This is a genomic window from Burkholderia cepacia, assembly GCF_029962485.1.
Taxonomy (GTDB): Bacteria; Pseudomonadota; Gammaproteobacteria; order Burkholderiales; family Burkholderiaceae; genus Burkholderia.
On record NZ_CP073638.1, the window covers coordinates 2,655,815 to 2,681,687 of the forward strand.

23 protein-coding genes and 1 pseudogene are annotated in these 25,873 nt (G+C 67.5%); 15 read left to right on the forward strand and 9 right to left on the reverse strand.

All coding sequences use genetic code 11. The features are described 5' to 3' along the window. Positions 1-65: 65 nt before the first annotated feature. The 3 genes from KEC55_RS28435 to plcR all read left to right on the forward strand — a co-directional run bounded on the left by KEC55_RS28435 (position 66) and on the right by plcR (position 3,618). A complete protein-coding gene (locus KEC55_RS28435) occupies positions 66-515 on the forward strand; it encodes a PACE efflux transporter (protein WP_282508443.1) in 450 nt (149 codons plus the stop codon). A gap of 350 nt (positions 516-865) precedes the next feature. Continuing rightward, positions 866-3,019 carry a phosphocholine-specific phospholipase C gene (locus KEC55_RS28440; protein ID WP_282508444.1) on the forward strand — a complete coding sequence of 718 codons (2,154 nt, stop codon included), beginning with the start codon at positions 866-868 and terminating at the stop codon, positions 3,017-3,019. Beyond that, complete coding sequence (gene plcR, locus KEC55_RS28445) at positions 3,019-3,618, forward strand: phospholipase C accessory protein PlcR (RefSeq protein ID WP_282508445.1); 600 nt, start codon at positions 3,019-3,021, stop codon at positions 3,616-3,618. The genes KEC55_RS28440 and plcR overlap by 1 nt, the downstream gene beginning before the upstream one ends. Positions 3,619-3,698: 80 nt before the next feature. On the opposite strand, the gene KEC55_RS28450 is transcribed toward plcR, so the two are convergent. From KEC55_RS28450 to KEC55_RS28470, 5 genes and pseudogenes are all read right to left on the reverse strand, one after another. Then, entirely contained in the window at positions 3,699-4,550 is an 852-nt protein-coding gene (locus KEC55_RS28450; RefSeq protein ID WP_282508446.1) for an alpha/beta fold hydrolase, read from the reverse strand. A gap of 240 nt (positions 4,551-4,790) precedes the next feature. Further along, a pseudogene (locus KEC55_RS28455) lies at positions 4,791-5,133 on the reverse strand (DUF3579 domain-containing protein). Positions 5,134-5,158: 25 nt separating this feature from the next. Then, positions 5,159-6,520 carry a sigma-54-dependent transcriptional regulator gene (locus KEC55_RS28460; protein ID WP_282508447.1) on the reverse strand — a complete coding sequence of 454 codons (1,362 nt, stop codon included), beginning with the start codon at positions 6,518-6,520 and terminating at the stop codon, positions 5,159-5,161. Beyond that, entirely contained in the window at positions 6,510-8,396 is a 1,887-nt protein-coding gene (locus KEC55_RS28465) for a sensor histidine kinase (RefSeq protein WP_282508448.1), read from the reverse strand. The genes KEC55_RS28460 and KEC55_RS28465 overlap by 11 nt, the downstream gene beginning before the upstream one ends. 130 nt (positions 8,397-8,526) lie before the next feature. Beyond that, positions 8,527-9,891 (reverse strand): 2-hydroxycarboxylate transporter family protein, encoded by a 1,365-nt coding sequence (locus KEC55_RS28470; protein WP_176047550.1) that lies wholly within the window; start codon positions 9,889-9,891, stop codon positions 8,527-8,529. Positions 9,892-10,323: 432 nt separating this feature from the next. On the opposite strand from KEC55_RS28470, the gene KEC55_RS28475 reads away from it, so the two are divergent. From KEC55_RS28475 to KEC55_RS28500, 6 genes are read left to right on the forward strand one after another with little or no spacing between them, the layout of a single operon-like run. Continuing rightward, positions 10,324-11,154: a MetQ/NlpA family ABC transporter substrate-binding protein gene (locus KEC55_RS28475; protein ID WP_415877971.1), complete on the forward strand. Its 831-nt coding sequence runs from the start codon at positions 10,324-10,326 to the stop codon at positions 11,152-11,154. Between the two features lie 11 nt (positions 11,155-11,165). Then, a complete protein-coding gene (locus tag KEC55_RS28480; RefSeq protein ID WP_282508449.1) occupies positions 11,166-12,578 on the forward strand; it encodes an LLM class flavin-dependent oxidoreductase in 1,413 nt (470 codons plus the stop codon). Between the two features lie 18 nt (positions 12,579-12,596). After that, positions 12,597-13,772 (forward strand): methionine ABC transporter ATP-binding protein, encoded by a 1,176-nt coding sequence (locus tag KEC55_RS28485; protein ID WP_282508450.1) that lies wholly within the window; start codon positions 12,597-12,599, stop codon positions 13,770-13,772. After that, positions 13,765-14,421 carry a methionine ABC transporter permease gene (locus KEC55_RS28490; RefSeq protein WP_152849614.1) on the forward strand — a complete coding sequence of 219 codons (657 nt, stop codon included), beginning with the start codon at positions 13,765-13,767 and terminating at the stop codon, positions 14,419-14,421. The genes KEC55_RS28485 and KEC55_RS28490 overlap by 8 nt, the downstream gene beginning before the upstream one ends. Positions 14,422-14,475: 54 nt before the next feature. Further along, positions 14,476-15,318 carry a hypothetical protein gene (locus KEC55_RS28495; protein WP_282508451.1) on the forward strand — a complete coding sequence of 281 codons (843 nt, stop codon included), beginning with the start codon at positions 14,476-14,478 and terminating at the stop codon, positions 15,316-15,318. Continuing rightward, positions 15,315-16,526 (forward strand): acyl-CoA dehydrogenase family protein, encoded by a 1,212-nt coding sequence (locus tag KEC55_RS28500; protein ID WP_282508452.1) that lies wholly within the window; start codon positions 15,315-15,317, stop codon positions 16,524-16,526. The genes KEC55_RS28495 and KEC55_RS28500 overlap by 4 nt, the downstream gene beginning before the upstream one ends. A gap of 22 nt (positions 16,527-16,548) precedes the next feature. Here KEC55_RS28500 and KEC55_RS28505 read toward each other — a convergent pair whose 3' ends face one another. Further along, entirely contained in the window at positions 16,549-17,358 is an 810-nt protein-coding gene (locus KEC55_RS28505) for a hypothetical protein (RefSeq protein ID WP_282508453.1), read from the reverse strand. Between the two features lie 232 nt (positions 17,359-17,590). Between KEC55_RS28505 and zigA the strand changes: the two genes are divergently transcribed. From zigA to KEC55_RS28530, 5 genes are read left to right on the forward strand one after another with little or no spacing between them, the layout of a single operon-like run. Then, the gene (zigA, locus tag KEC55_RS28510) at positions 17,591-18,799 is read left to right on the forward strand and encodes a zinc metallochaperone GTPase ZigA (protein WP_282508454.1); all 1,209 of its coding nucleotides are present in this window, start codon (positions 17,591-17,593) and stop codon (positions 18,797-18,799) included. Positions 18,800-18,859: 60 nt separating this feature from the next. After that, positions 18,860-19,780: a GTP cyclohydrolase FolE2 gene (folE2, locus tag KEC55_RS28515; protein WP_282508455.1), complete on the forward strand. Its 921-nt coding sequence runs from the start codon at positions 18,860-18,862 to the stop codon at positions 19,778-19,780. Continuing rightward, the gene (locus KEC55_RS28520) at positions 19,774-20,355 is read left to right on the forward strand and encodes a 6-pyruvoyl trahydropterin synthase family protein (protein ID WP_282508456.1); all 582 of its coding nucleotides are present in this window, start codon (positions 19,774-19,776) and stop codon (positions 20,353-20,355) included. The genes folE2 and KEC55_RS28520 overlap by 7 nt, the downstream gene beginning before the upstream one ends. Next, on the forward strand, positions 20,352-20,912 hold the full coding sequence (locus KEC55_RS28525; protein ID WP_059238830.1) for a carbonate dehydratase: 561 nt from the start codon (positions 20,352-20,354) through the stop codon (positions 20,910-20,912). The genes KEC55_RS28520 and KEC55_RS28525 overlap by 4 nt, the downstream gene beginning before the upstream one ends. A gap of 3 nt (positions 20,913-20,915) precedes the next feature. After that, on the forward strand, positions 20,916-22,292 hold the full coding sequence (locus KEC55_RS28530) for a dihydroorotase (RefSeq protein ID WP_282508457.1): 1,377 nt from the start codon (positions 20,916-20,918) through the stop codon (positions 22,290-22,292). A 10-nt stretch (positions 22,293-22,302) separates the two neighbouring features. Here KEC55_RS28530 and KEC55_RS28535 read toward each other — a convergent pair whose 3' ends face one another. Together KEC55_RS28535 and KEC55_RS28540 are read right to left on the reverse strand one after the other, a co-directional pair. Further along, positions 22,303-23,334 carry a hypothetical protein gene (locus KEC55_RS28535; RefSeq protein WP_282508458.1) on the reverse strand — a complete coding sequence of 344 codons (1,032 nt, stop codon included), beginning with the start codon at positions 23,332-23,334 and terminating at the stop codon, positions 22,303-22,305. 254 nt (positions 23,335-23,588) lie between these two features. After that, positions 23,589-24,053 carry an Lrp/AsnC family transcriptional regulator gene (locus KEC55_RS28540; RefSeq protein ID WP_282508459.1) on the reverse strand — a complete coding sequence of 155 codons (465 nt, stop codon included), beginning with the start codon at positions 24,051-24,053 and terminating at the stop codon, positions 23,589-23,591. 155 nt (positions 24,054-24,208) lie between these two features. Here KEC55_RS28540 and KEC55_RS28545 point away from each other — a divergent pair, with 155 nt between their 5' ends. Next, on the forward strand, positions 24,209-24,838 hold the full coding sequence (locus KEC55_RS28545) for a LysE family translocator (protein ID WP_282508460.1): 630 nt from the start codon (positions 24,209-24,211) through the stop codon (positions 24,836-24,838). A 51-nt stretch (positions 24,839-24,889) separates the two neighbouring features. Here the strand turns inward: KEC55_RS28545 and KEC55_RS28550 are convergent, their stop codons facing one another. After that, positions 24,890-25,738, reverse strand: a complete 849-nt coding sequence (locus KEC55_RS28550; protein ID WP_282508461.1) for a helix-turn-helix domain-containing protein — start codon at positions 25,736-25,738, stop codon at positions 24,890-24,892. Positions 25,739-25,873: the final 135 nt, after the last annotated feature.

The following is a 25,873-nucleotide window of genomic DNA, read 5'->3' on the forward strand; positions in this document are numbered from 1 at the left end:
TGACTTTTGCGGACGGGGGCCCGCTGATAGTCTCGCCACCTTGTTCGAGATGAAGGTGGATGGTCATGCAAGGGTGGAAGAGACGCATAGTGTATGTCGTGATGTTCGAGTTGCTCGGCATCCTGGTCGCATCGTCGGTGCTCGGCATGCTGAGCGGTGCGAGCGCCTCGGCAAGCGGCCTGCTGGGCGTGATGATCTCGACGACGGGCGTCACCGTCAATTTCCTGTACAACCTCGGGTTCGAGGCGTGGGAGCGGCGCAGCGCGGCAACCACGCGCACGGTCGGTCGCCGCGTGCTGCATGCGATCGGGTTCCAGGTCGCGCTCGTGACGTTCCTGATTCCGCTGATCGCGTGGTGGCTCGACGTGTCGCTGCTGCAGGCGTTCCTGTACGACGCGGTGCTGATCGTGTTCTTCCCGATCTTCACGTTCGCCTACAACTGGGCGTTCGACGCCGTGTTCGGTTTGCCGGATTCGGTCACGCGCAAGGCGCAGCCGGAGCCGGCCGTGTGGTAGGCCGCACGAGCCGGGCAGCGTGACAACGAACGGCGGACGCGCAAGCGTCCGCCGTTTTTCGTTGGTGCGTCACATGTCATCGATGTCGGGCGCATGACGAAATAAATTGTAGAGGACTTCTAATGTCGTAATCGTCTGGTTATTTGTCGCGTCTTAACAAAACTGTCCGATTTCCCTTTCTAGAATCCAACAGATCGATGACACGCGCGGCGGGCAGGAGGGGGCCGTCGACGCGCCGCGCGCCTGTTCGGAACCGCATTGCGGCCCCGAGGCCGCGCATCGCCCGCACGCGGCGGATGCCGCCTGCATGACCATCCCCGTCCGGCCAGAAAAACGAGGAGGGATTGCCGATGTCGCGTATCGATCGCCGTACGTTCCTGACCCGCTCGGCGCAGGCGGCCGGCGCTGCCGCGCTCGCGGCGGCGTTGCCCGAAAGCATTCGCCGCGCGCTTGCCGTCGAGCCGGCCCGCGTGACCGGCACGATCCGGGATGTGGAGCACATCGTCGTGCTGATGCAGGAAAACCGCGCATTCGACCATTACTTCGGCACGTTCCCGGGCGTGCGCGGTTTCAACGATCCGCGCGCGGTCGCGCGTCCCGACGGCAAGGCCGTCTGGTATCAGAACTACAAGGGGCGCGACTACGTGCCGTGGCATCTCGACACGTCGAAGACGTGGGCGCAGTGGATGATGCCCGAGAACCATGAGTGGGATGCGTTCCACAAGCTGTGGAACGAAGGGCGCAACGACCAGTGGATGGCCGTGCAGTGGCCCGACGCGATGGGCTACTTCAAGCGCACCGACCTGCCGTACTACTACCCGCTCGCGAGCGCGTTCACGATCTGCGACGCGTACCACCAGTCGATGATGGGGCCGACCAATCCGAACCGGCTCTACCTGATGACGGGACGCTCGTCGCCGAACGCCGACGGCAGCCAGGTCGCGATGTCGAACTGGATGGGCGACCGTTCGGGTACGGTGTCGTGGAAGACCTTCCCCGAGCGGCTGCAGCAGGCCGGTATCGACTGGCGCGTGTATCAGGAAGGCGGCGTCGGCTCGTTCAACGTCGCATGGAATTTCCTGTCGAGCCGCTACTGGATCGACAACACCAACAACTACGATTGCAACGCGCTCGCGTGGTTTTCGCAGTACAAGTCGGCTGCGTCGAACTCGCCGTTGAACCAGCGCGGGCTGACCGCGCGCGGCATCGCGTCGCTGCGCGACGACGTGCTCGCGAACCGGCTGCCGCAGGTGTCGTGGATCGTGCCGCCGTTCTCGTCGTCCGAGCATCCGTGGTGGGGACCGTCGTTCGGCGAGGAATTCGTGTCGCGAATTCTCGATGCGCTCACGTCGAACCCCGACGTGTGGGCGAAGACGGTATTCCTGATCTGCTACGACGAAGGCGACGGCCGTTTCGATCACGTGAGCGCACCGGTGCCGCCGTGGAAGGCCGGCAAGGGGCTGTCGACGGTCAGTGTCGAAGGCGAGATCGAGCAGGCTTCCGGGCTGCCGATCGGGCTCGGCACGCGCGTGCCGCTGCTCGCGATTTCGCCGTGGTCGAAGGGCGGCTGGACCTGCTCGGAAGTGTTCGATCACACGTCGGTGATCCGTTTCATCGAGAAGCGCTTCGGCGACGATCATCCGGACGTCTACGAATCGAACATCACGCCGTGGCGTCGCGCGGTATGCGGCGACCTCACTTCGGCCTTCGACTTCGCGGGTGATGCGGACCGCACGGTGCCGCCTGCGGTGCTCGACCTGACCGCGACGAAGGCCCAGCTCGACAACGCGTACTGGGTGCAGTACTACCTCGCGAAGCCGAGCTATCCGTCGAGCTATCCGGCCGAGAACGCGCCGCTGCCGGTGCAGGAACCAGGGCAACGCAAGCTGCGCGCGGTGCCGTACGAACTGTTCGTCGAAGCGGCGCTCGATACGCGCGCCGGCGTGCTGAACGTGAGCTTCGCGAACAACGGCAAGGCCGTGCCCGGCAACGCGGCCGGCACGTCGGCCGCGGTGTTCCACGTGCATGACGCGATCGCGCAGAACGGCCCGCGCTACTACACGATCCAGAGCGGCCGTGTGCTGAGCGACCAGTGGTGGCCGGTGCGCGACACGCAGGGGCGCTACGACCTCGCCGCATACGGGCCGAACGGCTTCTTCCGCCGCTTCAAGGGCGGTGCGACGACGAGTGCGCCGCTGTTCGACGTGACGGTCGCGTATCGCCCGGACGGCAATCTCGCCGTGCGTATGCGCAATGGCGGCCGCACGCCGCTCGTCGCGACGCTCACGGACAACGGCTACGGTGCCGCGCCGCGTTCGGGCACGGTCGCGGCGGGTGCCGCCGTCGACACGGTGTTGAACCTGTCGGCAAGCGGCGGCTGGTACGACTTCAGCGTGACGATCGATGCGGATGCGGGCTATCTGCGCACGCTGGCCGGCCATGTCGAAACCGGTGCGGCGAGCGTGACCGATCCGCTCTTCGCGCGTGTGACAGGAACCGCATGATGAACAGAACCATCATCGTCCGGGGCGCGATCGCGTTGGCGGCAGGCGCCGTCGCGTCGGCCGCCGTGTGGTGGAGCGGCCGCCCGGGCGGCGCGCCGCAAGCCGCTTCTTCCATCGTTGTCAGCCAGGAATCCGCCATGACGAATCAAGCGGCCGCGTCGCCGGTCAATTTCCGCGCGCAGCTCGACGGCTATGCGCACGAACGCGATGCGCTGAACGCGTCCGACCGTCAGGCGCGCGCCCGTTCGTTGCTCGCGCAACTGCGTGCCGATGCCGATGCGGGCAAGCTCGATCCGCGCGAGGCGTCGGGCCTCGCCGATCTGCTGTTGCAGGATGCGGAACCGGATGCCGCCGTGCGCCAGGCCGCGAGCGACGCGTTGCGCGATCACCTGCGCGATCTCGCGATGGGCGAGCGGCCGGCTTCGCCCGCACGCGAGCGGCAGGATGCCGACTATGTCGCGCAGAGCCGCAAGATCATCGACGAGGTGGTGCGCACGGTGCCGGACCGCGAGCAGCAGCGCGTGGCGCTCGATACGCGGCTGGCGGAACTGCGCAGGCAGATCTACGGGACGGACGCGCCGGTGACGCACGGCGGTTGAGGAGGACGCGATGCGGAGCGTATCCGCATCGTCGTTGAACAGCGAGGAGAACGGGCGGCGCAGAAGCCGCCCGAAAGAACTTACGCGGCGACGAACTCGTGCACGTAACGGTTGAACACGGCGGGGCTCGCGGCGTTCATTCCGTGCGACGCGCCGGCGACGGTTTGTCGTTGCGCATTGCCGATCCACTGCGTCAGCGTATCGACGTTGTTGCGGAACATCTTCGGGCTGCGCTGGCCGTCGATCAGCAGCGTGCGGCACGCGATGTCGCCGGCCGTGTGCTGCGAGTACGCGGGCAGCGGGTCGCGCAACTGCTTCGGCAGCGTGCTTGCGTTGTCGATCGCCATCGTGCGGAAACGCGACGTGCTTTTCTTCCACGCGCCCGGCAGGCTCACGGAATCGACGAACATCTCGAGGCCCGATTCGACGTCGCCTTGCCCGATCAGGTTCACGGCCTTCGTGCGCAGCGCGATCGCGGCGGCCGGCAGCGCGGCTTCGCGCACGCCCGGCTGTTGCAGCGGGCCGCCCGGATCGGCGAGCGTCAGCGATTCGACGAGGTGCGGATGCTGGCGCGCGACGTTGAACGCGACGCTGCCGCCGCGCGAGTGGCCGACCAGGTGCACGGGGCCGAGATCGAGCGCGTCGATGAATTCGGCGAGCTCGTCGACGTGGTTCTGCCAGCTGAACTCGTCCTGGATGCCCGCTTCGACGGCCGGCCAGTAATGGCTGAGGCTCGGCGCGATGCAGCGGTAGTGGGCCGACAGCGATGCGAGCTGCGGATCCCAGTAGCGGTAGTCGCACAGCGAGCCGTGCACGAACACCATCGGCGCACCGCTGCCCCGCTCGACATACGGCAGGCTGATGCCTGACGAAAGCGTCGCAAATTGCAGGTCGGGGTTCGCGAGCACGGACGGCTCGATTCGCATGTTCATGATTGAAGGACTCAAAGGTGCGTCAACACGACGCAACTATGCATCACGGCGACCTGCAAGGAAAACGCATAATTTTCATCGTGACGATCAATTTTATTGATGGCTGCGCCGGAAACCCTTGTCGCAGCGTGGTCATGTATCGAAGCCTTCAATCATCTGACGATTCATTTCGCAGATGAAAGGGCGTGCGGCGGCCTGCGCGCACGCGCCTTCGCAGTGAAAAAGGGGGAGGCCCGCGCGTCAGCGCACCGTCAGCGCGGGCGCGGTCTGAAGCGCGACGGGGAGGTCGTTGTCGGCGGCGAACTGCATCGCGAAGTCGAATGCGTCCGCGCACACGGTGCGCAATTCGTCCGACACGAACAGGCATTTGACGTTGCCGTCGACCACCGGCATCGCGAGCCGCGACAGCGCGCATGGATAACCGGGCCGCCGCTCGCCGACGAACAGCGTGATGACGCCCGCGAGGCGCTCGGGCCAGTCGCTCGGGCCAGTCGCTCGGGCGGAAGGTCTTCTGCGCGTGCGTGACGCCGCGGATCAGGTGGCCGGTGACGCGGCCGTGTTCGGTGACTTCGATGCGATCCATGCTGTTCTGCGTATCCTCGTTCGCGTCATTCGCCGCCGTCGGCCGCCGCGTCGCCGCGCGCGGGAATCCGCAGGTTGCGCAGCTTGTGATAGAGCGTTTTCTTCGGCATGCCGAGCGCGACGCTGGCATCGGCGACGTTGCCGTTGTGACGCTGCAGCATGTCCTCGATCAGCATCCGCTCGAAATACGCGAGCTGTTCCGCGAGCGTGTCGCCCACGGCCGGCGCGTCGCCGGACGACAGCAGGCTGTCGCCGGTCAGCCCGAGCACGAATCGGTCGGCCACGTTCTGCAGCTCGCGCACGTTGCCGGGCCATGCATGCGTCATCAGTTCGGACACCTGCGCAGCCGTGACGACCGGCGCCGGCTGCCCGAAGCGCCGCGCGGCCGCGAGCACGAAATGCTCGAACAGCAGCGGCACGTCCTCGCGCCGCTCGCGCAGCGGCGGCAGCTCGATCTGCGCGACGTTGAGGCGATACAAGAGATCCGCGCGAAAGCGGCCGTCGGCCGCAAGCTCGGCGAGATCGGCCTTCGATGCGGCCACCACGCGACAGTCGACCGGAATCAGCTCGTTCGCACCGAGCCGCTCGACCACACGCTCCTGAAGCACGCGCAGCATCTTGATCTGCAGCGGAATCGGCATCGTCTCGATTTCGTCGAGGAACAGTGTGCCGCCGTCCGCCCATTCGATCTTGCCGATGCGCTTCTTGATCGCGCCGGTGAACGCGCCGGCTTCATGGCCGAACAGTTCGCTCTCGAAGATCTGCTCGGGCAGGCCGCCGCAATTCAGCGCAACGAAATGCGCGTCGCGCCGGCCGCCGAAGTCGTGCAGGCTGCGCGCGATCAGTTCCTTGCCGGTGCCCGTTTCGCCGGTGATGAGCACCGACACCGACGTATCGGCGAGGCGCAGGATCTTCTTGCGCACGTCGGCCATCGCGGGCGACTTGCCGAGCACGAACGCCTCGATGCCCTGCCAGTTGTTCAGCGCCGCGCGCAGCCCCTGCACCTCGAGCGTCAGGCGGCGCTTCTCGACTGCGCGCGCCACGCGGCCGGCGATCACGTCAGACGAAAACGGCTTCTCGATGAAGTCGTATGCGCCGACCTGCATCGCGCCGACGGCCGTCGAGATGTCCGCGTGGCCGCTGATCAGCACGACCGGGATCTGCGCGTCGATGGCCATGACGCGGTCGAGCAGCTGCAGCCCGTCGATGCCGGGCATCCGCACGTCCGACACGATCACCAGCGGCGCGCCGGGTGCGACGTGGGCGAGCGCGTCGGTGGCCGACGCGAATGCGTCGACCGGGAACCCGGCGAGCTCGACGGCCTGCTCGACGCCGATCCGGACGTTTTCATCGTCCTCGACGACCAGCACGCGAATCTCATCTTCCATGCTCTATCCTCTGTTGCGGCGTCGCCGCCGCGAATTCGATACTGAACTGCGCGCCGCCTTCGTCGCGGTTCGTCGCGGCGATCTTCGCGCCGAACGCCTCGACGATGCGCGACGTGATCGCGAGGCCGAGCCCGAGGCCCTGGCCGCGCGGCTTGGTCGTGACGAACGGCTCGAACAGGTGCGGCAGCACATCGGGCGCGATGCCCGCGCCGCTGTCGGCCACCGTGAAGCGCACGTGGCCGGCGTCGTCCGGCCCGGTGGCTTCGATGACGATGCGGCGCACCGGCGCGTCGTGCACGGCGTCGAGCGCGTTGCCGAGCAGGTTCACGATCACCTGCTGCAACTGGCTCGATTCGGCCGACACCGTCGTGCCGGGCGCGATGTTCACGTCGAGCCGCACGCCTTCGTCGCGGATCCGCGCGTCGTAGATCAGCCGCGCATGCGCGACGGCCTCGTTCAGCGACACCGCGACGCGCTCGACGTCGGGCTTGCGCGCGAAGGTCTTCAGCTCGCCGGTGAGCACGGCCATGCTGTCGACCAGCTTGCCGATCCGTTCGAGGTTCGCGAGCGCCGGCGCCGGCTGGCCGCGCTCGAAGAAGGTGCGCGCGTTGTCGCACAGCGTGCGGATCGCGACCAGCGGCTGGTTCAGCTCGTGCGTGAGGCCGGCGGCCATCTGCCCGAGCACCGCGAGCTTGCCCGCGTGCACGACTTCCTGCTGCGACGCGCGCAGCCGCTGCTCGGTGCGCTCGCGCTCGACGATCTCGCGCTGCATCCGCTCGTTGGTCGCCGTCAGCGCGGCCGTGCGTTGCACGACGGTCAATTCGAGCCGGTCGTTCGCGCGGCGCAGCGCGTCCTGCGCGTTCAGCCGCGCGACGATGGCCCGGCGGCGCTGGATCGCGTAGCCGGCCAGCAGCGCGGCGATCAGGAACGCGCCGGTGACGAACACGAACGCCGTTTGCTGCTGGCGCCGCGCGCCTGCGATGTCGAGCAGCACCATCAGCGAATCGCCGGCCTGCGGCGCGGGGCGCGACATCACGAGATAGCGCGTGGTGCGGCCGGTGTGGCGCGGATCGGGGAACGTGCCGAACCACGCGGCCGAGCTGCGGTCGCCGATGCGGCGGTACGGCAGCGCATCGACGGTGCGGCCCGCATATTGGCGCGACGCCTGGATGTCGCGCTGCTGCTGTGCGGTGATCGCGCGCAGCGAGGTGAATTTCCATGCGGGCTCGGTTGAGATCACGACCACGCCGTTGCTGTCGACGACCATCGCCGCGACGCCCGGCGCGCGCCATGCCGATTCGAGCGAATCCACGCTGATCTTCACGGCGGCCACGCCGATCGGCACGCCGTCGTCGCGCACCGCGCTCGCGAAGTAGACGCCCGGCACGCCCGTGTTGGTGCCGATGCCGAAGAAGCGGCCGCTGCCGCGCGCGAGCGCATCCTTGAAGTACGGCCGGTACGACACGTTGGTGCCGACGAAGCTGATCGTCTCGTTCCAGTTGCTGGCGGCGATCACTTCGCCCTGCAGGTCGATCACGTCGACCGCACCGCTGCCCGCGTCGCGGTTGACGGCTTCGAGGTAGGTGTTCACCGAGTGCACGAGTGCGGGCGCATCGTGCGGTGCGGCCTTCAGCATCGCGCGCACGCCGTCCTGCCGTGCGACCAGGCCCGGCAGGATCTCGAAGCGGCCGAGTTCGCTCTTCAGGCTCGACGCATAGAGGTCGAGCCGGTGCGCGCCGGTTTCCTCGAGCGCGTCGATCGCGCGTTCCCACGCGAAATCGACGGCTGCGCCGGCCACGCCGACATACAGCGCGGCGGCCGATGCCCAGCCCCACCACGGGATTCCCTTGAAGCCTTTTTGCACGTTCGCCCTCATCGAAGCCCGCTACCGGTCGTCCGCCGCCGGCCGCCCGCTACCGCCTGCCGTAACGACGCGCGCCGCGCGCCGGCAAGGCCGGCGGCGGCGCGTGCGAAGCAGCCTGCGCGACGGTGCGCGCAGCCACGCATCATCCGAAGTGCGCGACCAGGATCAGCGTCACCGTGACGACGATTGCGCCGCCGATCCGCGTTGCGATCTGCGCGAACGGCATCAGCTGCATCCGGTTCGCGGCGGTCAGGATCGCGACGTCGCCGGTGCCGCCTTGCCCGCTGTGGCAGGCGTTCACGATTGCGGTGTCGATAGGGTACATCTTCAGCAGGCGGCCGACCACGAAACCGGTGCCCATCAGCGTCGCGACGGTCGACACGATCGTGACCACGTTGACGATCGTGAAGGCGGCGGTCAGCTTGTCCCACGGCGTCATCGCGACGCCGATCGCGAACAGCAGCGGATACGTGACGGCGGTCGAGAAGAACTTGTAGACGACGAACGCGCCTTCCTGCAGCGGCGGCGACACTGCGCGCGCGAGCTTCACGAGCACCGCGAGGAACAGCATCGCGACCGGCGCGGGCAGGCCGAACAGCTTGAACGCCATCAGGCCGACGAGGTACAGCGTGATCGCCGTGATGCCGGCGCCGGCGATGTGCGTGACGTCGACGTGGCCGCGGATCTCTTCGCTTGCCGGCGTCATGTCGCCGCTTTCGCCGACCTGCAGGCGGCCGTTGCCCGTCAGGTGCGGCAGGCGCTTGCCGAGCATGTCGAGCGCGCCCGACAGGATGATCGCGGTCAGGCTGCCGAGCATCACCGGCGGCAGCACCATCGCGAACATTTCACCCTGCGGCAGGTGCATCAGTTCCGAATAGCCGATCGACAGCGGAATCGCGCCTTCGCCGACGCCGCCGGCCATGATCGGCACGACGATGTACAGCAGCGTGTGGCGCGCGCCGAGGCCGAGCGCGGTGCCGACGGCCGTGCCGACGATCGCCGCGGCGACCGAGCCGGCCGCGAGCGGGATGAAGATCTTCACGAAGCCCTGGATCAGTACGCGGCGATCCATGCTCAGGATGCTGCCGACGATGATCGACGCGATGAACAGGTACAGGAAGTTGGTCGACTTCGTGAATTCGACCGTCAGGTTCAGTACCGGCTTCGGCAGCAGGTGGTAGTACGTGAGCGCCGACGGCACGAAGGTCGCGAAGATCGCGGCCGCGCCGATGTTGCGCAACAGCGGCAGGCGCTTGCCCAGTTCCGCGCAGGTGAAGCCGAAGAATGCGAGCACGGCGATCGCCATCGAGATCTCGCCGGGCACCTTGCCGGTGACCGAGAAGCCGACGATCAGCGCGAGCAGGATGAAGTAGACGGGCAGCGGAATGATGCCGATGCGGATTTCCATCAGTTTCCACCAGCCTTCCGGCCAGAAACGCTCGCGCGGGGTGGCGACGGCGTCGGAAACCGGCTCCGGATGGGACGGGGTATGGATAGAGGTCTGCAAGACGTGTCTCCTGATGTTGGAATGCCTGCATTGCTTCGCGGCATCGTGTGCCGTCTATTACGCAACCCCCGTGCCAGAAATCCGGCCTGCCGGAATATTTTCAATGCATTGATTTATAAGGGATTTGTTTCGTCAGGGGAAAGGGTTGGCCGACCGGCTGGCCGAGATTTCGGAATTCGCCCGGCGCCCAGGCCGAGATTTCGGCCAGCTGGCCGGCCAGGAGGCCGGTCCAGCCCCCGATCCAGCCCGGCCGCTCGCCATATCGCCGCGCGCGATTTTCTTCGCACAATCGCTTCGTAGACCGCCCTCGCGCCGCTCTCTATCATCGGCTGATCCTTTTCCGATGCGACGACGACTGTCCGGAGAACGCCCGCGCGTTCGCCGCGGCGTCGCTCATCCGTCGATACCTTCTTTGGACAGGAGAATGGTTTCATGCTGCATCCCGTTTTTACCGCCCGCTTTTCCGCCGGCCGTGCGGCCCGCGTGCTGATGGCCGCGTTGCTCGGCGTCGTGCTGCTCAACGGTGCGCGCGCCGACACCGCGCCGCTGAAGGTCGGCATCTCGACCAGTCCGCAGATCGAAGCGCTGAAGATCGCCGCGAAGGAGGCGAAAGAGCAGGGTCTCGACGTGAAGATCGTCGAGTTCACCGACTGGAATACGCCGAACGCGGCGCTCGCGAACAAGGACATCGACGTCAACTACTTCCAGCACATCCCGTTTCTCGAGAACGCGAAGAAGCAGGGCGGCTACAACTTCATCTCGATCGCCCCCGGCACGATCATGAAGATCGGCCTCTATTCGAAGAAGGTGAAAAGCTTCGCCGAGCTGAAGGACGGCGCGCGCGTCGCGATCGCGAACGACCCGGTGAACGGCGGGCGCGGGCTGTTGCTGCTGCAGCGCGCGGGGCTCATCACGCTCAAGCCGGGCACCGACTACCGTGCGACCACGCACGACATCGTGGCCAACCCGAAGCACCTGAAGATCATCCCGCTCGAAGCGTCGCAGCTCGCACGCTCGCTCGACGACGTCGATCTCGCGCAGGGCTACCCGAGCTTCATCAAGCTCGCCGGCACGACCGACCCGAACAGCGCGCTGCTGTTCGACGGCACCGAGAACAAGAGCTTCGCGATCCAGTGGGTCGTGCGCCCCGAAAGCGCGAACGATCCGCGCATCCGCAAGTTCATCGCGATCTACCAGCACTCGCCGGCCGTGCGCAAGGCGCTCGACAACGCGTTCGGCTCGCTGTACGCGATCGCGTGGTGACGGAGGCAGGCATGACGACGGCGAACCGCAAGAAGATCCTGCTCAACGCGTTCAACATGAACTGCGTCGGGCACATCAACCACGGGCTGTGGACGCACCCGCGCGACCGCTCCGCGCACTACACCGATCTCGACTACTGGGCCGATCTCGCGAAGACGCTCGAACGCGGCAAGTTCGACGGGATCTTTCTCGCGGACATCGTCGGCGTGTACGACGTATTCGGCGGCGGCCCCGACGCCGCGCTGCGCGAATCGGTGCAGGTGCCCGTCAACGATCCGCTGCTGCTCGTGCCCGCGATGGCGCAGGTCACGCGGCATCTCGGCTTCGGCGTGACCGCGAACCTGACCTACGAGCCGCCTTACCTGTTCGCGCGCCGCATGTCGACGCTCGATCACCTGACGAAAGGGCGCGTGGGCTGGAACATCGTCACCGGCTACCTCGACAGCGCCGCACGCGGGATGGGCCTCGCGCAGCAGATCGGCCACGACGACCGCTACGAGCGCGCGGACGACTACATGGACGTCGTCTACAAGCTGTGGGAACAGAGCTGGGACGACGACGCGGTGATCCGCGACGCGCAGGCGCGCGTGTTCGCGCAACCGGGCAAGGTGCGGCGCGTGAAGCACGACGGGCCGTTCTATTCGCTAGATGCGATCCATCTGAGCGAGCCGTCGCTGCAGCGCACGCCGGTGCTGTACCAGGCCGGTTCGTCCGCGCGCGGCGTCGAGTTCGCGGGCCGTCACGCCGAATGCGTGTTCGTGAACGGGCAAAGCAAGGCGGCCGCACGTGCGGCGGCGCTCGACATCCGTGCGGCTGCCGCACGGCAGGGGCGCGACCCGGCATCGATCAGGATCTTCGCGGGCGTGAGCGTGGTGACGGCGGAGACCGAACGTCTCGCACGAGAGAAGTTCGACGAATACCGGCGCTATGCGAGCCCGGAAGCCGGCCTCGCGCATTTCGCGAGCTCGACCGGCATCGACTTCGCGCAGTACGGCCTCGACGAGCCGATTTCGTATGTGAAGACCGATTCGATCCAGTCGGCCGTCGACGCGATCTCGCGCAAGAGCACCACCGGCACGTGGACCGTGCGCCGCATGCTCGAACAGATGTCGCTCGGTGGGCGTTATGCGCCGATCGTCGGCTCGCCGTCGCAGGTCGCGGACGAACTGCAGTCATGGATCGACGAGACGGGTATCGACGGCTTCAACCTGACGCGCACCGTGATGCCCGAGTCGTTCGAGGATTTCGTCGACTGGGTCGTGCCCGAGCTGCAGAACCGCGGCGTCTACAAGGAAGACTACGATCCCGCGCCGACGCTGCGCGAGAAGCTGTTCGGCGCCGGCCCGCGCCTGCCTGCGTGGCACACCGGCGCGCAGCACCGGCCGGCAGCCGTATCCGAACCCGCGCATCCCGCGCATGCCTGAACGTGACGGAGCGAAGCGATGACGCAATTGTTCGATACACTGGGTTTCATCGAGCCGTCGGCCGTGCTTGCCGGCGCGGGGGCAACGACACGTGAGGAAGCGGCCGTGCATTCCGGCGGCGCGGCCGTGTCGCTGGAGCAGGTCGGCAAGGTATTCGCGACGCCGCGCGGCCAGGCCGCCGCGCTGCGCGACGTGACGCTCGACGTGCGGCGCGGCGAGGTGTTCGGGATCATCGGCCGCAGCGGCGCGGGGAAATCGACGCTGCTGCGGCTCGTGAACGGCCTCGAACGGCCGAGCTCGGGCCGCGTGCGCGTACAGGGCGTCGACGTCGGCGCGCTCGACGAGGACGGGCTCGTCGCGCTGCGCCGCCGCACCGGCATGGTGTTCCAGCATTTCAACCTGCTGTCCGCGAAGACGGTGTTCGAGAACGTCGCGCTGCCGCTGAAGATCGCCGGCGTGCCGAAGGCCGAGCGCGTGCGCAAGGTCGAGGCGCTGCTCGACCTCGTCGGGCTCGCCGCGAAGCGCGACGCGTACCCGGCGAGCCTGTCGGGCGGGCAGAAGCAGCGCGTGGGCATTGCGCGCGCACTCGTTCACGATCCCGAGGTGCTGCTGTGCGACGAGGCGACGTCCGCGCTCGATCCCGAGACGACGCAATCGATTCTCGCGCTGCTCGCCGACATCAACCGTCGTCTCGGGCTGACGATCGTGCTGATCACGCACGAGATGGAAGTGATCCGGGCGGTGTGCGACACGGTCGCGGTGATCGAACAGGGTGAAGTCGTCGAAACGGGCCCCGTGTGGCGCGTGTTCGGCGATCCGCGCCACGGCGCGACGCGCGCGCTGCTCAGCACGCTGCAGCACGACCTGCCGGCCGAACTGGCTGCGCGCGTGCAGCCGTTGCCCGAGCAGGCCGCGCTGCCCGACGGCGCGCAGGTCGTGCTCGACGTTCGTTATACGGGTGAGAGTGGCGGCGAGCCGGACGTCGGCGCGCTCGCGGCGGCGCTCGGCGGTTCCGTGCGATTCCTGCACGGCGGGATCGAGCGTATTCAAGGCCATGCGCAGGGGCGGCTCGTGATCGCGGCCGCGCCCGGCGTGGACGACGGGGGCGCCCGGCATGCGCGCGATGCAGTCGCCGCGCTGCTCGAACGCGCGCGCCGCCACGCGAATCACGCCGAGGTGCTCGGCTATGTTTGAACTCTGGTGGCCCGAACTGCTCGACGCGATCCGCGACACGCTGTCGATGGTCGCCGCGTCGGCCGTGATTGCGGCGCTGATCGGCATTCCGCTCGCGGTGATCCTCGTCACGACCGCGCCCGGCGGCATCTACGCGCGCCGCGGCGTGAACGCGGTGCTCGGCGCGCTCGTCAACGTGTTCCGCTCGACGCCGTTCATCATCCTGCTCGTCGCGCTGCTGCCGTTCACGCGCGTGCTGATCGGCACGACGATCGGCGTGTGGGCGGCCGTCGTGCCGCTGTCGATCGCCGCGATCCCGTTCTTCGCGCGGATCGCCGAAGTGAGCCTGCGCGAAGTCGATCGCGGGCTGATCGAGGCCGCGCTCGCGATGGGCGCGAAGCGCCGCCATATCGTGTGGCACGTGCTGCTGCCGGAGGCGCTGCCCGGCATGCTCGGCGGCTTCACGATCACCGTCGTCGCGCTGATCGGTTCGACGGCAATGGCGGGCGCCGTCGGCGCGGGCGGGCTCGGCGATCTCGCGATCCGCTACGGCTATCAACGTTTCGACACCACCGTCATGGCGACCGTGATCGTGATCCTGATCGCGCTCGTCTCGGCCGTGCAAATCACGGGCGACCGCCTGGTCCGACGCGTGACCCGGCGTACCTGAGCGACGCCACAAGCGTCCGCTCGCTTCATTCATGATCCTGAGAGAACAAAACCCATGACCTTTCCCATCGGCGCACCGCGCGAATGGAACGGAGCATTCGAGGAAGCGCTGTTTCTCGACGTGGCGCGACGCCATCGTCCGGACTTCCCGGCCAAGCTCGCGACACCGCCGCGCGAGCCGCGCAATGACGACGAACTGGCCGCCGTCGCCGACTACTACACGAAGATGGCGTCGCACGACCTGTTCATCGTGCAGGTCGTCGCGAAGGCGATCGACACGCTGTTCCGCGACGATCCGCATTTCCAGCTGATCCTGTCGCGCCAGCTCGGCGACGACGGCGCGCACGCGGTGATCGGCCGCGAACGCGTGACCGAACTGACGGGGCGCGATCCGCTGCCGGAAATCGACCGGCTCGTCGCCGCGCACTGGGCGCGCATCGGCGACATCGCGGTGCGCGACGTCGCGGGTTTTCTCGCCTTCGAATGGCATTACGAGCTGCACATCCTCGCGAAGCTGTGGATCCAGCGCAAGACGGGCCGCATCGGCGACGGCGCGATGCGCGAGCACGGCGAGAACCGGATCCGGCCGGACGAGGAGTGGCATCGCGTGCAGATCGTCCAGTGGTGGTTCGATACGCTGAAGGCGTTGCCGGCCGCCGAACGCGACGCGCTGATCGATCGCGTGATCGCCGCGGACGAGGAAACGCAGGCGCGGCTCGACGGTTATCTGCATGACGAGTATGCGCACACCGCGCACGTGTTCGGCGCGGACATCGACGAATACCGCGCGATTTACGACGACTGGCGGCGCGAGATCCTGTCGCGGCTGACCGGGCGCCCGCTCGGCGCGCTCGTGCCGCTGTCGGGTGAAACCGTTGCACAGGAAGCCATTGCATGAACGATCCACGCGGCCCGGCGACCTTCGCGCCGGAATCCGATGCACCGGCCGTCGATCGCGAGGCGCTGGCGCACGCGATCGACGCGCTGCGCGCGACCGCCGCCGCGCGCGACCGCACGGGCGGCCACGCGGCGCAGGAGAAACAGTGGCTCGCCGACGCGGGCTTGCTGACGCTCGCGGTGCCGCGCGCGTTCGGCGGGCAGGACGCGGGGTGGCCCGCGATCTACGACGCGATCCGGCAGGTCGCGCGTGTCGACAGCGCGCTCGCGCATCTCGTCGGGTTCCAGTGCCTGCAGGTCGTGAGCGTCGACGTATGGGGCAGCGCCGCGCAGCGCGAACGTTATCTGCGCGACACCGTCGAGCACGGCTGGTGGTGGGGCAACGCGGTCAATCCGCTCGACCCGCGGCTCGTGGCCACGGCGACGCCCGACGGCGGCTACCGGCTCGACGGCGTGAAGGGTTTCTGTTCGGGCACGCGCGGGTCGCAGCGGATGACGGTGTCCGCGCACGATCCGGCAACCGGCCGCACCGTGTTCGGCGTCGTGCCGACCGATCGCGCGGGGATCACGGTCAACGAAGACTGGGATCCGATCGGCCAGCGCCAGACCGACAGCGGCAGCGTGCGCTTCGACGGCGTGACGCTCGCGCCGGACGAGGTGCTGCACCGCTCCGAGACACCGCCGACACCGCGCGCGACGCTGCGCACGCTCGTGTCGCAACTCGTGCTGACGAACCTGTTCGTCGGGCTCGCGGAAGGTGCGCTGGCCGAGGCGCGCGATTACGTGCAGCAGCGTGGCCGCCCGTGGATTCATGCGGACGTCGCGCAGGCAGAAGACGATCCGTACACGTTGCAGCGCTTCGGCGACATGCACGTGCGCGCGATTGCCGCGGCGGCGCTGGCCGATCGGGCGGCCGATGCGTTGCAGCGCGCATGGGCGCGGCATGATGCGCTGACGGCCGACGAGCGTGCCGAAGTCGCGCTCGCGGTATCGGAAGCGAAGATCGTCGCGCAGCGCGCGGCGCTCGACAACGGCGAGGCGCTGTTCGATGCCTGCGGCGCGCGCGCGACGGCCGCGTCGCTCGGCCTCGACCGCTTCTGGCGGAATGCGCGCACGCATACGCTGCACGATCCGCTCGACTACCGGCTGCGCGATGTCGGGCGGTTCGCGCTGACCGGCGAACTGCCGCCGGCGTCGCTCTATACGTAAGTGAGCGCGCGCTCAGTCTGCGTCATTGATCGCCGGGAGGCGGGCCTTCCAGCGGTGCGGAGGCGTGTGCGGGCGCGGCGGCCAACGGCGTGCCGGTGTCGGTGCCGGCGCGCTTGTACGACGCCAGTTCGTTCGAATAGCGCGCCGTCCGCACGCCGTTCGTGTCGTAGTACTCCTCGACCGACTTGACCCAGCGGCCCACCGCCGGCACGTACCAGAACGCCTTGTAGGTCTTGCCGGTCTGTTCCGCCGTGCCGTTGTTGCGGCTCTGCATCACGATCGTCGACCCGCCCGCGTTGTGGGACATGCCGGACGTGATCGACTGTCCCGGCGCGGCTTGCGCCTTCCATGTGCCTTCGGCCTCGATCTTGATCGCGTCGAACTTGCCGCCCGTCACGGTGACGGTATCGGGGCCGACGACCTTGTAATGCGTGTCGTACGCTTCCGACGCATGCTGCGGATTCGGGTGTGCTTCGCTGTACTTGATCGTCCAGGTCTTGCCGACCGTCAGCGGAAACGCCAGCGGGCGGTTCACGACGGTTTCGGTGCCGTTGACGCTGCGCGAACGGCTCCAGTCCGAGTCGACGATCAGCTCGCGCGGCGCCTGCGTCGTGCCGCTTTGCTGCGTTTCGACATAGATGTGGTCGGACGTGGTGCGCTGCACGGAAATCTGGTCGCGCGTCTGGCGCCAGCCGTTCGGGCCGATTTCGACGGTGTTGATGTAGGTCCAGGTATCGCCCGGCTTCAGCGCCGGGGCCGCGATCGATTGGGCGAGCGCGATGCCGGGCAGCACCGCGCAGAGTGACAACACAGCAAGGTTTTTCTTTTTCATGGTCGGGTGTGGGCAAGCCAGCGGTCTCGCCGCCGAGCTTAGCAAGCACACCTTTCATTCGGCATGACATGTGCGGCGCCGCGGCCGCCTTTCGTTCGCGTCGAACCGGCGCCCGACGGGATCCTGAATCGCGCACCGTACAACCGGCGTGCTGGACGCCTGAAATGATATGTTATATCGTTGCGATACAATATATCATTCGCTCCTCAACGTCCTCTACCGGAATCGCCCGATGCGTACCGCACTTCATCCGTCCACGCGGCTTCCCGTGACCGTCCTGTCCGGCTTCCTCGGCGCGGGCAAGACGACGCTGCTCAACCACATCCTCAACAATCGCGAGGGCCGGCGCGTCGCGGTCATCGTCAACGACATGTCCGAGGTCAACATCGATGCGGCGCTCGTCCGTGACGGCGGCGCCGGCTTGTCGCGCACCGACGAGAAGCTGGTCGAGATGAGCAACGGCTGCATCTGCTGCACGCTGCGCGAGGACTTGCTGATCGAGGTCGATCGGCTCGCGCGCGAAGGGCGCTTCGACCAGCTCGTGATCGAGTCGACCGGCATCTCCGAGCCGCTGCCGGTGGCCGAGACGTTCACGTTCGAAGGCGAGGACGGCCGCAGCCTCGGCGAAGTCGCGCGCCTCGACACGATGGTGACGGTGGTCGACGCATTCAATTTCCTGCGCGACTACGCGTCGCGCGACAGCTTGCAGTCACGCGGCGAATCGATGGGCGAGGAAGACGCGCGCACGGTCGTCGATCTGCTGATTGACCAGATCGAGTTCTGCGACGTGATCGTGATCAACAAGATCGACCTGATCGATGGCACCGCGCGCGAGCGGCTGGTGGCGCTGCTGCGCGGGCTGAACCCGCGTGCGCGGATCGAGATCGCCGAGTTCGGCAAGGTGCCGCTCGAGCGCGTGCTCGACACGGGCCTGTTCGATTTCGACGCGGCGTCGCGCGCGCCGGGCTGGCTGCAGGAGATGCGCGGCACGCACACGCCGGAAACCGACGAGTACGGGATCCGCAGCTTCGTCTACCGCGCGCGGCGGCCGTTCCATCCGCAGCGCTTCTTCGATCTCGTCGAAAGCGAGTGGCCGGGCGTCGTCCGCTCGAAGGGGTTTTTCTGGCTGGCCACGCATCCGACCGTCGCCGGGTCGTGGTCGCAGGCCGGCGCGGTCGCGCGGCACGGGCCGGCCGGTCACTGGTGGGCGGCCGTGCCGCCCGAGCGCTGGCCGCAGGACGCCGAAGCCGTTGCACAGATCCGCGCGCGCTGGGACGAGCGTGTCGGCGATGCGCGCCAGGAACTCGTGCTGATCGGCATGGACATGGACGAGCCCGCGCTGCGCGCGCGCTTCGACGCGTGTCTGCTGACCGACGCCGAGATGGCCACCGGCCCCGAACACTGGACCACGTGGGACAACCCGTTTCGCGACTGGTCCTGACCTGAACGCGCGCTTCCTGCATCGATCCGGATGGAGAAGGCGCTCCACCGGATTCCGAGCATGAATGCACCCCTTCCCGATGTTTCCCTGACCGATGCCGCGCCGGGCCGACACCCGCTCGAATGGGTCGGCATGCAGGGTATCGACCTGCCCGTCGTGGTGGCCGAACCCGGCTGCCGGCGCGACGTGCATGCGCGCGCCGACGTGCTGGTCGATCTGCCAGCGCCGCATGTGAAGGGCATTCACATGTCGCGTCTGTACTGGCTGCTCGACTGGCTCGCCGACGGCGAAGCGCTGTCGCCGGCCGGCCTGCGGCGCGCGCTGCGCGCGATGGTCGACAGCCATCGCGATTGCGACACGCGCAGCGCGCGCGTGCGGCTGCGCTTCGACCTGCTGGCCCGCCGCCCGGCGCTCGTCACCGAAGGGCTGGCCGGGTGGAAGGCGTATCCGGTTCGGATCGACGCGACGCTCGCCGGCGAAGCGTTCGAGCTGCGCGCACAGGTCACGGTCGCCTATTCGTCGACGTGCCCGTGCTCGGCCGCGCTGTCGCGGCACTGGGTCGAACAGGCGTTCCTGACGGCGTTCGGCCGCGAGGATCGCGTGGAGCCGGCGGCGGTTGCCGCATGGCTGAAACAGCATGGATCGGCCGCCACGCCGCACAGCCAGCGCAGCGAAGCCGTCGTGAGCGTGGCGCTGCCCGCCGATGGCGCGACGCTCGGGTTGATCGACCTGATCGATCGCGTCGAGCACGCGCTCGGCACGCCGGTGCAGACCGCGGTCAAGCGCGCGGACGAACAGGCGTTCGCGGTGCTGAACGGCGGGAACCTGATGTTCGTCGAAGATGCCGCGCGCCGCGTGCAGGCCGCGCTGGAAGATCATCACGCGAGCCCGCGCATCCGCGTGCGCCATCTGGAAAGCCTGCACCAGCACGATGCGGTTGCCTGGGCCGCGCCCGTTCGCGAAGGCGCCGACGCATGCTGATCCGCAAGCTGTTCCGGTTCGAGAACGCGCACGTCGTGCGCGGCTGCAGCACGCGGCGCTGCTCGCATTCGATCCACGGCCATTCGTACCGCGTCGAGCTGCTGCTCGAGGCACATGCGCTGGATCTTGGGCAGATGGTCTACGACTTCGGGCTGCTCAAGGGCGACGTGCGCGACCTGATCGATGCGTTCGACCATGCGGTGACGCTGTGGTCGGACGACGATCCGCGCTACGTCGAGAGCATGCGCCGCCATTCCGAACGCTGGGTGTTGCTGCCCGTGTCACCGAGCGCCGAACAGTTCTCGCGCGTGTTCTTTCGTCTTGTCGACGCGGCGTTGTCCGGCACACGCATGTCGAACGGCGAAGCCGACGTGCGGCTGCATTCGGTCATCGTGCACGAGACCGAGACCGGCTACGCGCAGTGCTTTCGCGACGATGCCTTCAACCCGCGCATGGGCCGCATCGACCTCGATGCGATCGTGTTCGCGCCGGCCATCGCCGCGCAGTGGCGCGATCCGGGCCTGTTCGAGCGGCTCAAGCGCGGCCCTCTCCTTTCCCGGAAGGAATCCTCATGATCCGAAAGAACCCGCGCGGCGACCTGCCGCAGATTCATCCGAACGCGTTCGTCGACCCGACCGCCATCCTGTGCGGGCTCGTGATCGTCGAGGAGAACGTGTTCATCGGTCCGTACGCGGTGATCCGCGCCGACGAAACGGATGCCGACGGCCAGATCGCGCCGATCGTGATCGGCGCGCATTCGAACATCCAGGACGGCGTCGTGATCCATTCGAAGTCGGGTGCGAGCGTGACGATCGGCCGGCATACGTCGATCGCGCATCGCGCGATCGTCCACGGGCCGTGCAAGGTCGGCGATGGCGTGTTCGTCGGCTTCAACAGCGTGCTGTTCAACTGCACGATCGACGACGGCTGCGTCGTGCGCTACAACGCGGTCGTCGACGGCTGCCACCTGCCGCCGGGCTTCTACGTGCGTTCGACCGAACGCATCGGGCCGGAGACCGACCTCGCCGCGTTGCCGCAGGTAACGGCCGACGCGAGCGATTTCTCCGAGGACGTCGCGCGCACGAACAATGCGCTGGTGCTCGGCTACAAACACATCCAGAACGAGTTCTGAGTCATGGGCGAGTGGATCGGGCGTGAAGCAACCGATGCGCCGAAGCGACGCCACGTCGACCTGCTCGTGCAGGGCGGCACGGTGATGACGCCCAACGGCGCAGAACGGATCGACGTCGCGTGCGCGGCGGGCCGCGTGGTCGCGCTGGGCGCGTTGCACGGTACCTGGAGCGCCGACGTCGTGCTCGATGCGCGTGGATTGCATGTGCTGCCGGGCGTGATCGACAGCCAGGTGCATTTCCGCGAACCGGGGCTGACACACAAGGAGACCATCGAGGCCGGCACACGCGGCGCGGTGCTCGGCGGTGTCACGACGATCTTCGAGATGCCCAACACGCATCCGCTGACGCTGAGCGGGCAGGATCTGCAGGCGAAGCTCGATCTCGCGCGTGGCCGCGCGTGGTGCGACTACGCGTTCTATATCGGCGGCTCGGCCGTGAACGCCGAACGGCTGCCGGCGCTCGAGTGCCTGCCCGGCTGCGCGGGCGTGAAGGTCTTCATGGGGAGTTCGTTCGGCGATCTGCTGGCCGACGACGAAACCGTGTTGCGCCGGATCCTGCGCAGCGGGCGGCGACGCATGGCCGTGCACGCGGAGGACGAGGCGCGGCTGCGCGAACGCAAGGCGATCGTGGAAGCGAGCGGCGACGTGCGCGACCATCCGCGCTGGCGCGACGAGGAAAGCGCGCTGGCCGCGACACGGCGCATCGTCGGGCTGGCTGCCGAGACAGGCCGTCGATTGCACGTGCTGCATGTCTCCACGGCGGACGAAATGGCATTTCTTCAACAGCACCGGCGGCGCGTGACGGTCGAGGTCACGCCGCATCACCTGAGCCTGCATGCGCCCGATTGCTACGAGCGGCTCGGCACGTTCGCGCAGATGAATCCGCCCGTGCGCGACCGGCATCATCGGGAGGCGCTGTGGCAGGCTGTCCGCGACGGCGTGGTCGATGTGATCGGCAGCGATCATGCGCCGCATACGCGCGACGAAAAGCGCCGCCCGTATCCGCAGTCGCCGAGCGGGATGACCGGCGTGCAGACGCTGTTGCCGCTGATGCTCGATCATGTGCATGCGGGCCGCCTGAGCCTCGAACGGCTGGTCGACCTCACCTGCGCCGGTCCGGCGCGCATTTTCGGCATCGAAGGGAAGGGGCGCATCGCGGCCGGGTACGACGCCGATTTCAGCATCGTCGACCTGCGTGCGCAGCGGGTCATTCGCGACGAGTGGATCGCCAGCGTGAGCGGCTGGACGCCTTACGACGGATGCGCGGTCACGGGGTGGCCCGTGCATACGGTCGTGCGCGGGCAGGTCGTCGTGCGCGACGGTGCGCTGAACGGGCAGCCGGCCGGGGAGGCCGTGACGTTTCTGGAGGTGACGACGTAGCGCCGCTCGTTCACTGCGCCCGATTCCGGAGGCGTACGTAGACGGTACCGGAAGGTGCCTGCACGACCGATGTGTCGTCGGCGATCGCGCCGTCGGTCTTGCTGACGGCCGCCTGGCCCGGTGCAGGCGTGAAGACCCACGCGCCGGGGTACTTTTCACGGAGTCCGCGCCGGGCGGACGAGACCTCGGTTCCGGCGGGGTAGGTGATGTTGCCGACGCTCGCCGCGCGCGCCAGGGTGGTGGAGTCGAAGGAGAGCACGCGATGTTGCCGGTCGAGATTCAGTGACGGGTGCCGCAAAGACAGTCTGTCCAACTCGAACATGGAGCCTTCCGAAACGTCGACGCGCCAATAGTCGTTGTCGTGCAGGCCGTCGCCGTAAGTGGTCGTGCTCCTCATCAAGGTCGACCCGGCCGGGATGACCGAGTCGCCTGCCCGATTGCCTTCGGCCAGACGGCACCGCCAGAGCGTTTTGATCCGCGCATCATTGCGCAGGACGATCCTCATCGGCTCGCCGCCGGTATCGCACGTCCAGCCGTCGAGTGACCGGGGGCCGGAGATGGCAAGCGCCAACGCCGTGAGCATGGTGGGGCGCTGGTTGTTCCACGGCGCCTCATCGTCAAATTCCGCCCCGACCGTCAGCGCCACGGCAGGTATTCCGTAGACGCTGACTGTGTGCGGAAATTCGGCTGCCGTAAGCGACGCCATGTTGCCCGCGGTATAGAGCGACAGTTTGGTAGCGGGTGGCATGTCGATACCCAGCAGGTGCACGGGCTTTTCGAGTACCGGATGCTTCGCGGTCTCCGCCTTTCTGGATTCCAGCTCGATCTGCAGACAGCCAATGGCCAGCGCAACAAAGAGGCTGCCCGCCCAGCACAGCACGCCGAGCAAAACGGACCAGCGGATCCAATGCGCGCGAAACGCTCGTCGTGCGCGTGGAAACACGGCCAGCGCGACGGCCCAGACCAGCACCGATACAGTCGCCAGAAACGAAATACCGAGGACGATGAAGAAGGCGCCGGAGAAAATCGGAGCGGGAATCATTGGAACGGCGAGAGCCTGGGCGGAATCATGATTGGAATTGCCCCGGCAATCCGGGGTGTGCCGGCATCGTCAACTGAAGGTTGCCGCGGACCGACCGGTCCCTTGGCAAACGACATCGCAAGATTCGACGCGAATGGCGCTCATTGTAGTGTCAATCGCCAATCGTCTGATGAGAGCGGGGCGTGCGTCATCTGCACCCTGTTGCTGCCGCGCATTGCGCCCGACGAGCAACTGGCCGTGACGTTCCTCGACGCCTAAATCGGCAGGCGAACTGTCTGCTTGATGCGCTTCAGCGGAATCTCGGTCTCGACGTTGCGGACGCCTTCGATCTGCGTGAGTGTCTCCATCTGGAAGCGTTGGTAATCGTCGAGATCCCGCGCGATCACGCGCAGCAGATAGTCGTAGCTGCCGGCCATCAGATGACATTCGAGCACTTCGGGCGCCTGCTCCATCTCGCGCGCGAAGCGTTCGACCGTCGTCTTGTCCTGGCGCTCCAGCGTGACGCGCACGAACGCGGTGAATCGCAGGTCGACGGCGGCGGGATTCAGCAGCGCGACATACGCGTCGATCACGCCCTGTTCCTCGAGCAGATGCACGCGGCGCAGGCAGGGCGTGGCCGACAGTCCGGCCTGTTGCGCGAGTTCGGCATTCGTCTGATTCGAATTTCGTTGTAACGCACGCAGAATCCGCCGGTCGATCGCGTCCAGTTTGGTTGACATTTTTGACTACCGAAATCGTGAAGACTAGAGAATAGCTCCAAGTCGACTGTCTGAAATAGCCAAATACGCATCCAATCTCCACTGAAGGACGCCGATAATCTGACGACCGGCCGGGCGATTCCCGCCCGTCGGCCATCCCGTTCAGGAGCTATCCCATGTCGCATCTATCCTGGCTACCGTTCATCGCAACGTCGCTTCTGATCATCGTCACGCCGGGCCAGGACATGGTGCTCGTGATGTCGCGCACGCTGTCCGGCGGCACGCGCGCGGGCCTCGTGACGGCCGCGGGCGTCAGCGTCGGGCTGCTCGTGCATACGATGCTCGCGACGCTCGGGCTGGGCGCACTTCTTCAGGCATCCGAATGGCTGTTTACGGCGCTGAAGGTGATCGGGGCGCTGTACTTGTTGTACCTCGGCATCACGTTGCTGCGCTCGTCGGGTGAGCTGACGCTCGCGAGCGGCAGCGACGGCGCGCAGCCGTCGCGGCTTCGCACGTTTGCGCAAGGCGCACTGTCCAACGTGTCGAATCCGAAGGTCGCGCTGTTCTATCTGGCGTTTCTGCCGCAATTCGTGCCGGCGGGCGCCGCGCATCCGATGCTGTCGCTGTTCGTGCTCGGCGCGACGTTTGCCGGCCTGACGTTTCTCGTCAAGGGGCCCGTCGCGTTGTTCGCCGGCCTGCTGTCGGCGTCGATCCGCCGCAACCCGCGCATCCTGACGCGCATGCATCGCGTCAGCGGCGTGGTCCTGCTGGGGCTTGGCGTGAAGCTGGCGCTCGAGCGCCGCTGATCGACGTCACCTCTACGCGTGCCGCCGGTGCGATGGCGCCGACCGCACGCGTTACTGCGCCGGCAATGCGTCCGCCAGTGCGCGCATCGCATCGACCGTCTCCGGATTCGCCGGAAAGAATGCCTCGATCGCGAGTTCCGACAGCGTCACGTCGACCGGCGTGCCGAACACCGTCGTCGTGCTGAAGAACGTCAGCTCGCCGGCCGCCGTGCGCAGCCGCAGCGGCACGGCGATATCCGCGAAGTCGGCGCGCGCCGGCGGGTCTTCGGGTTGCCCGGCCGGCGCCGGATATGCGGCCAGTTCGTCGCGCAGCGCATGCAGCGTGCGGTCGCCGCTTGCATCGATCTGCCGCTGCAGCCGGTGCAGGATGTGTGCGCGCCACTCATGCCAGTTGACGATCCGCGACGCGATTCCATCCGGATGCAGGCTTAGCCGCAGCACGTTGACGGGCGGTTGCAGCAGCGCCGGATCGGCCTGTGCGACCAGCGCGCCGAGCATCCGGTTCGCGGCGAGCAGCGTCCAGTGGCGATCGACCGCGAGCGCCGGGTACGGCTCGTGGCCGCGCAGCACGGCTTCCACGGCATGGCGCGCGGCATCGAGCTGAGGATCCGAAAACGGCCGTTCGCGAAACAGCGGCGCGAAGCCGGCCGCGACGAGCAGCGCGTTGCGTTCGCGCAGCGGCACGTCGAGGCGCTCCGCAAGATGCAGCACCATCTCGCGGCTGGGCTGCGCGCGGCCCGATTCGACGAAACTCAGGTGGCGCGCGGAGACTTCCGCGTCGAGTGCGAGCGCCATCTGGCTCAGGCGTCGGCGCTGGCGCCACGTGCGCAGCAGCGGGCCGATGCCGGATGCGCGGCTGGCGGACGGGGAGGGCGAATGGAGGGCGGCAGTCGAGTTCATGACGCTGATGATAGGCAATCCCGCGCAGCTTGGGCATTACCTGCCAGGTAAGCATCGCGCCGTTCCCCGGGCTTGTCGCGGCGCTGCGTTACCATAGCCCCCGTGCCAACTGAGAGACGACGCCGGACCCGCGAT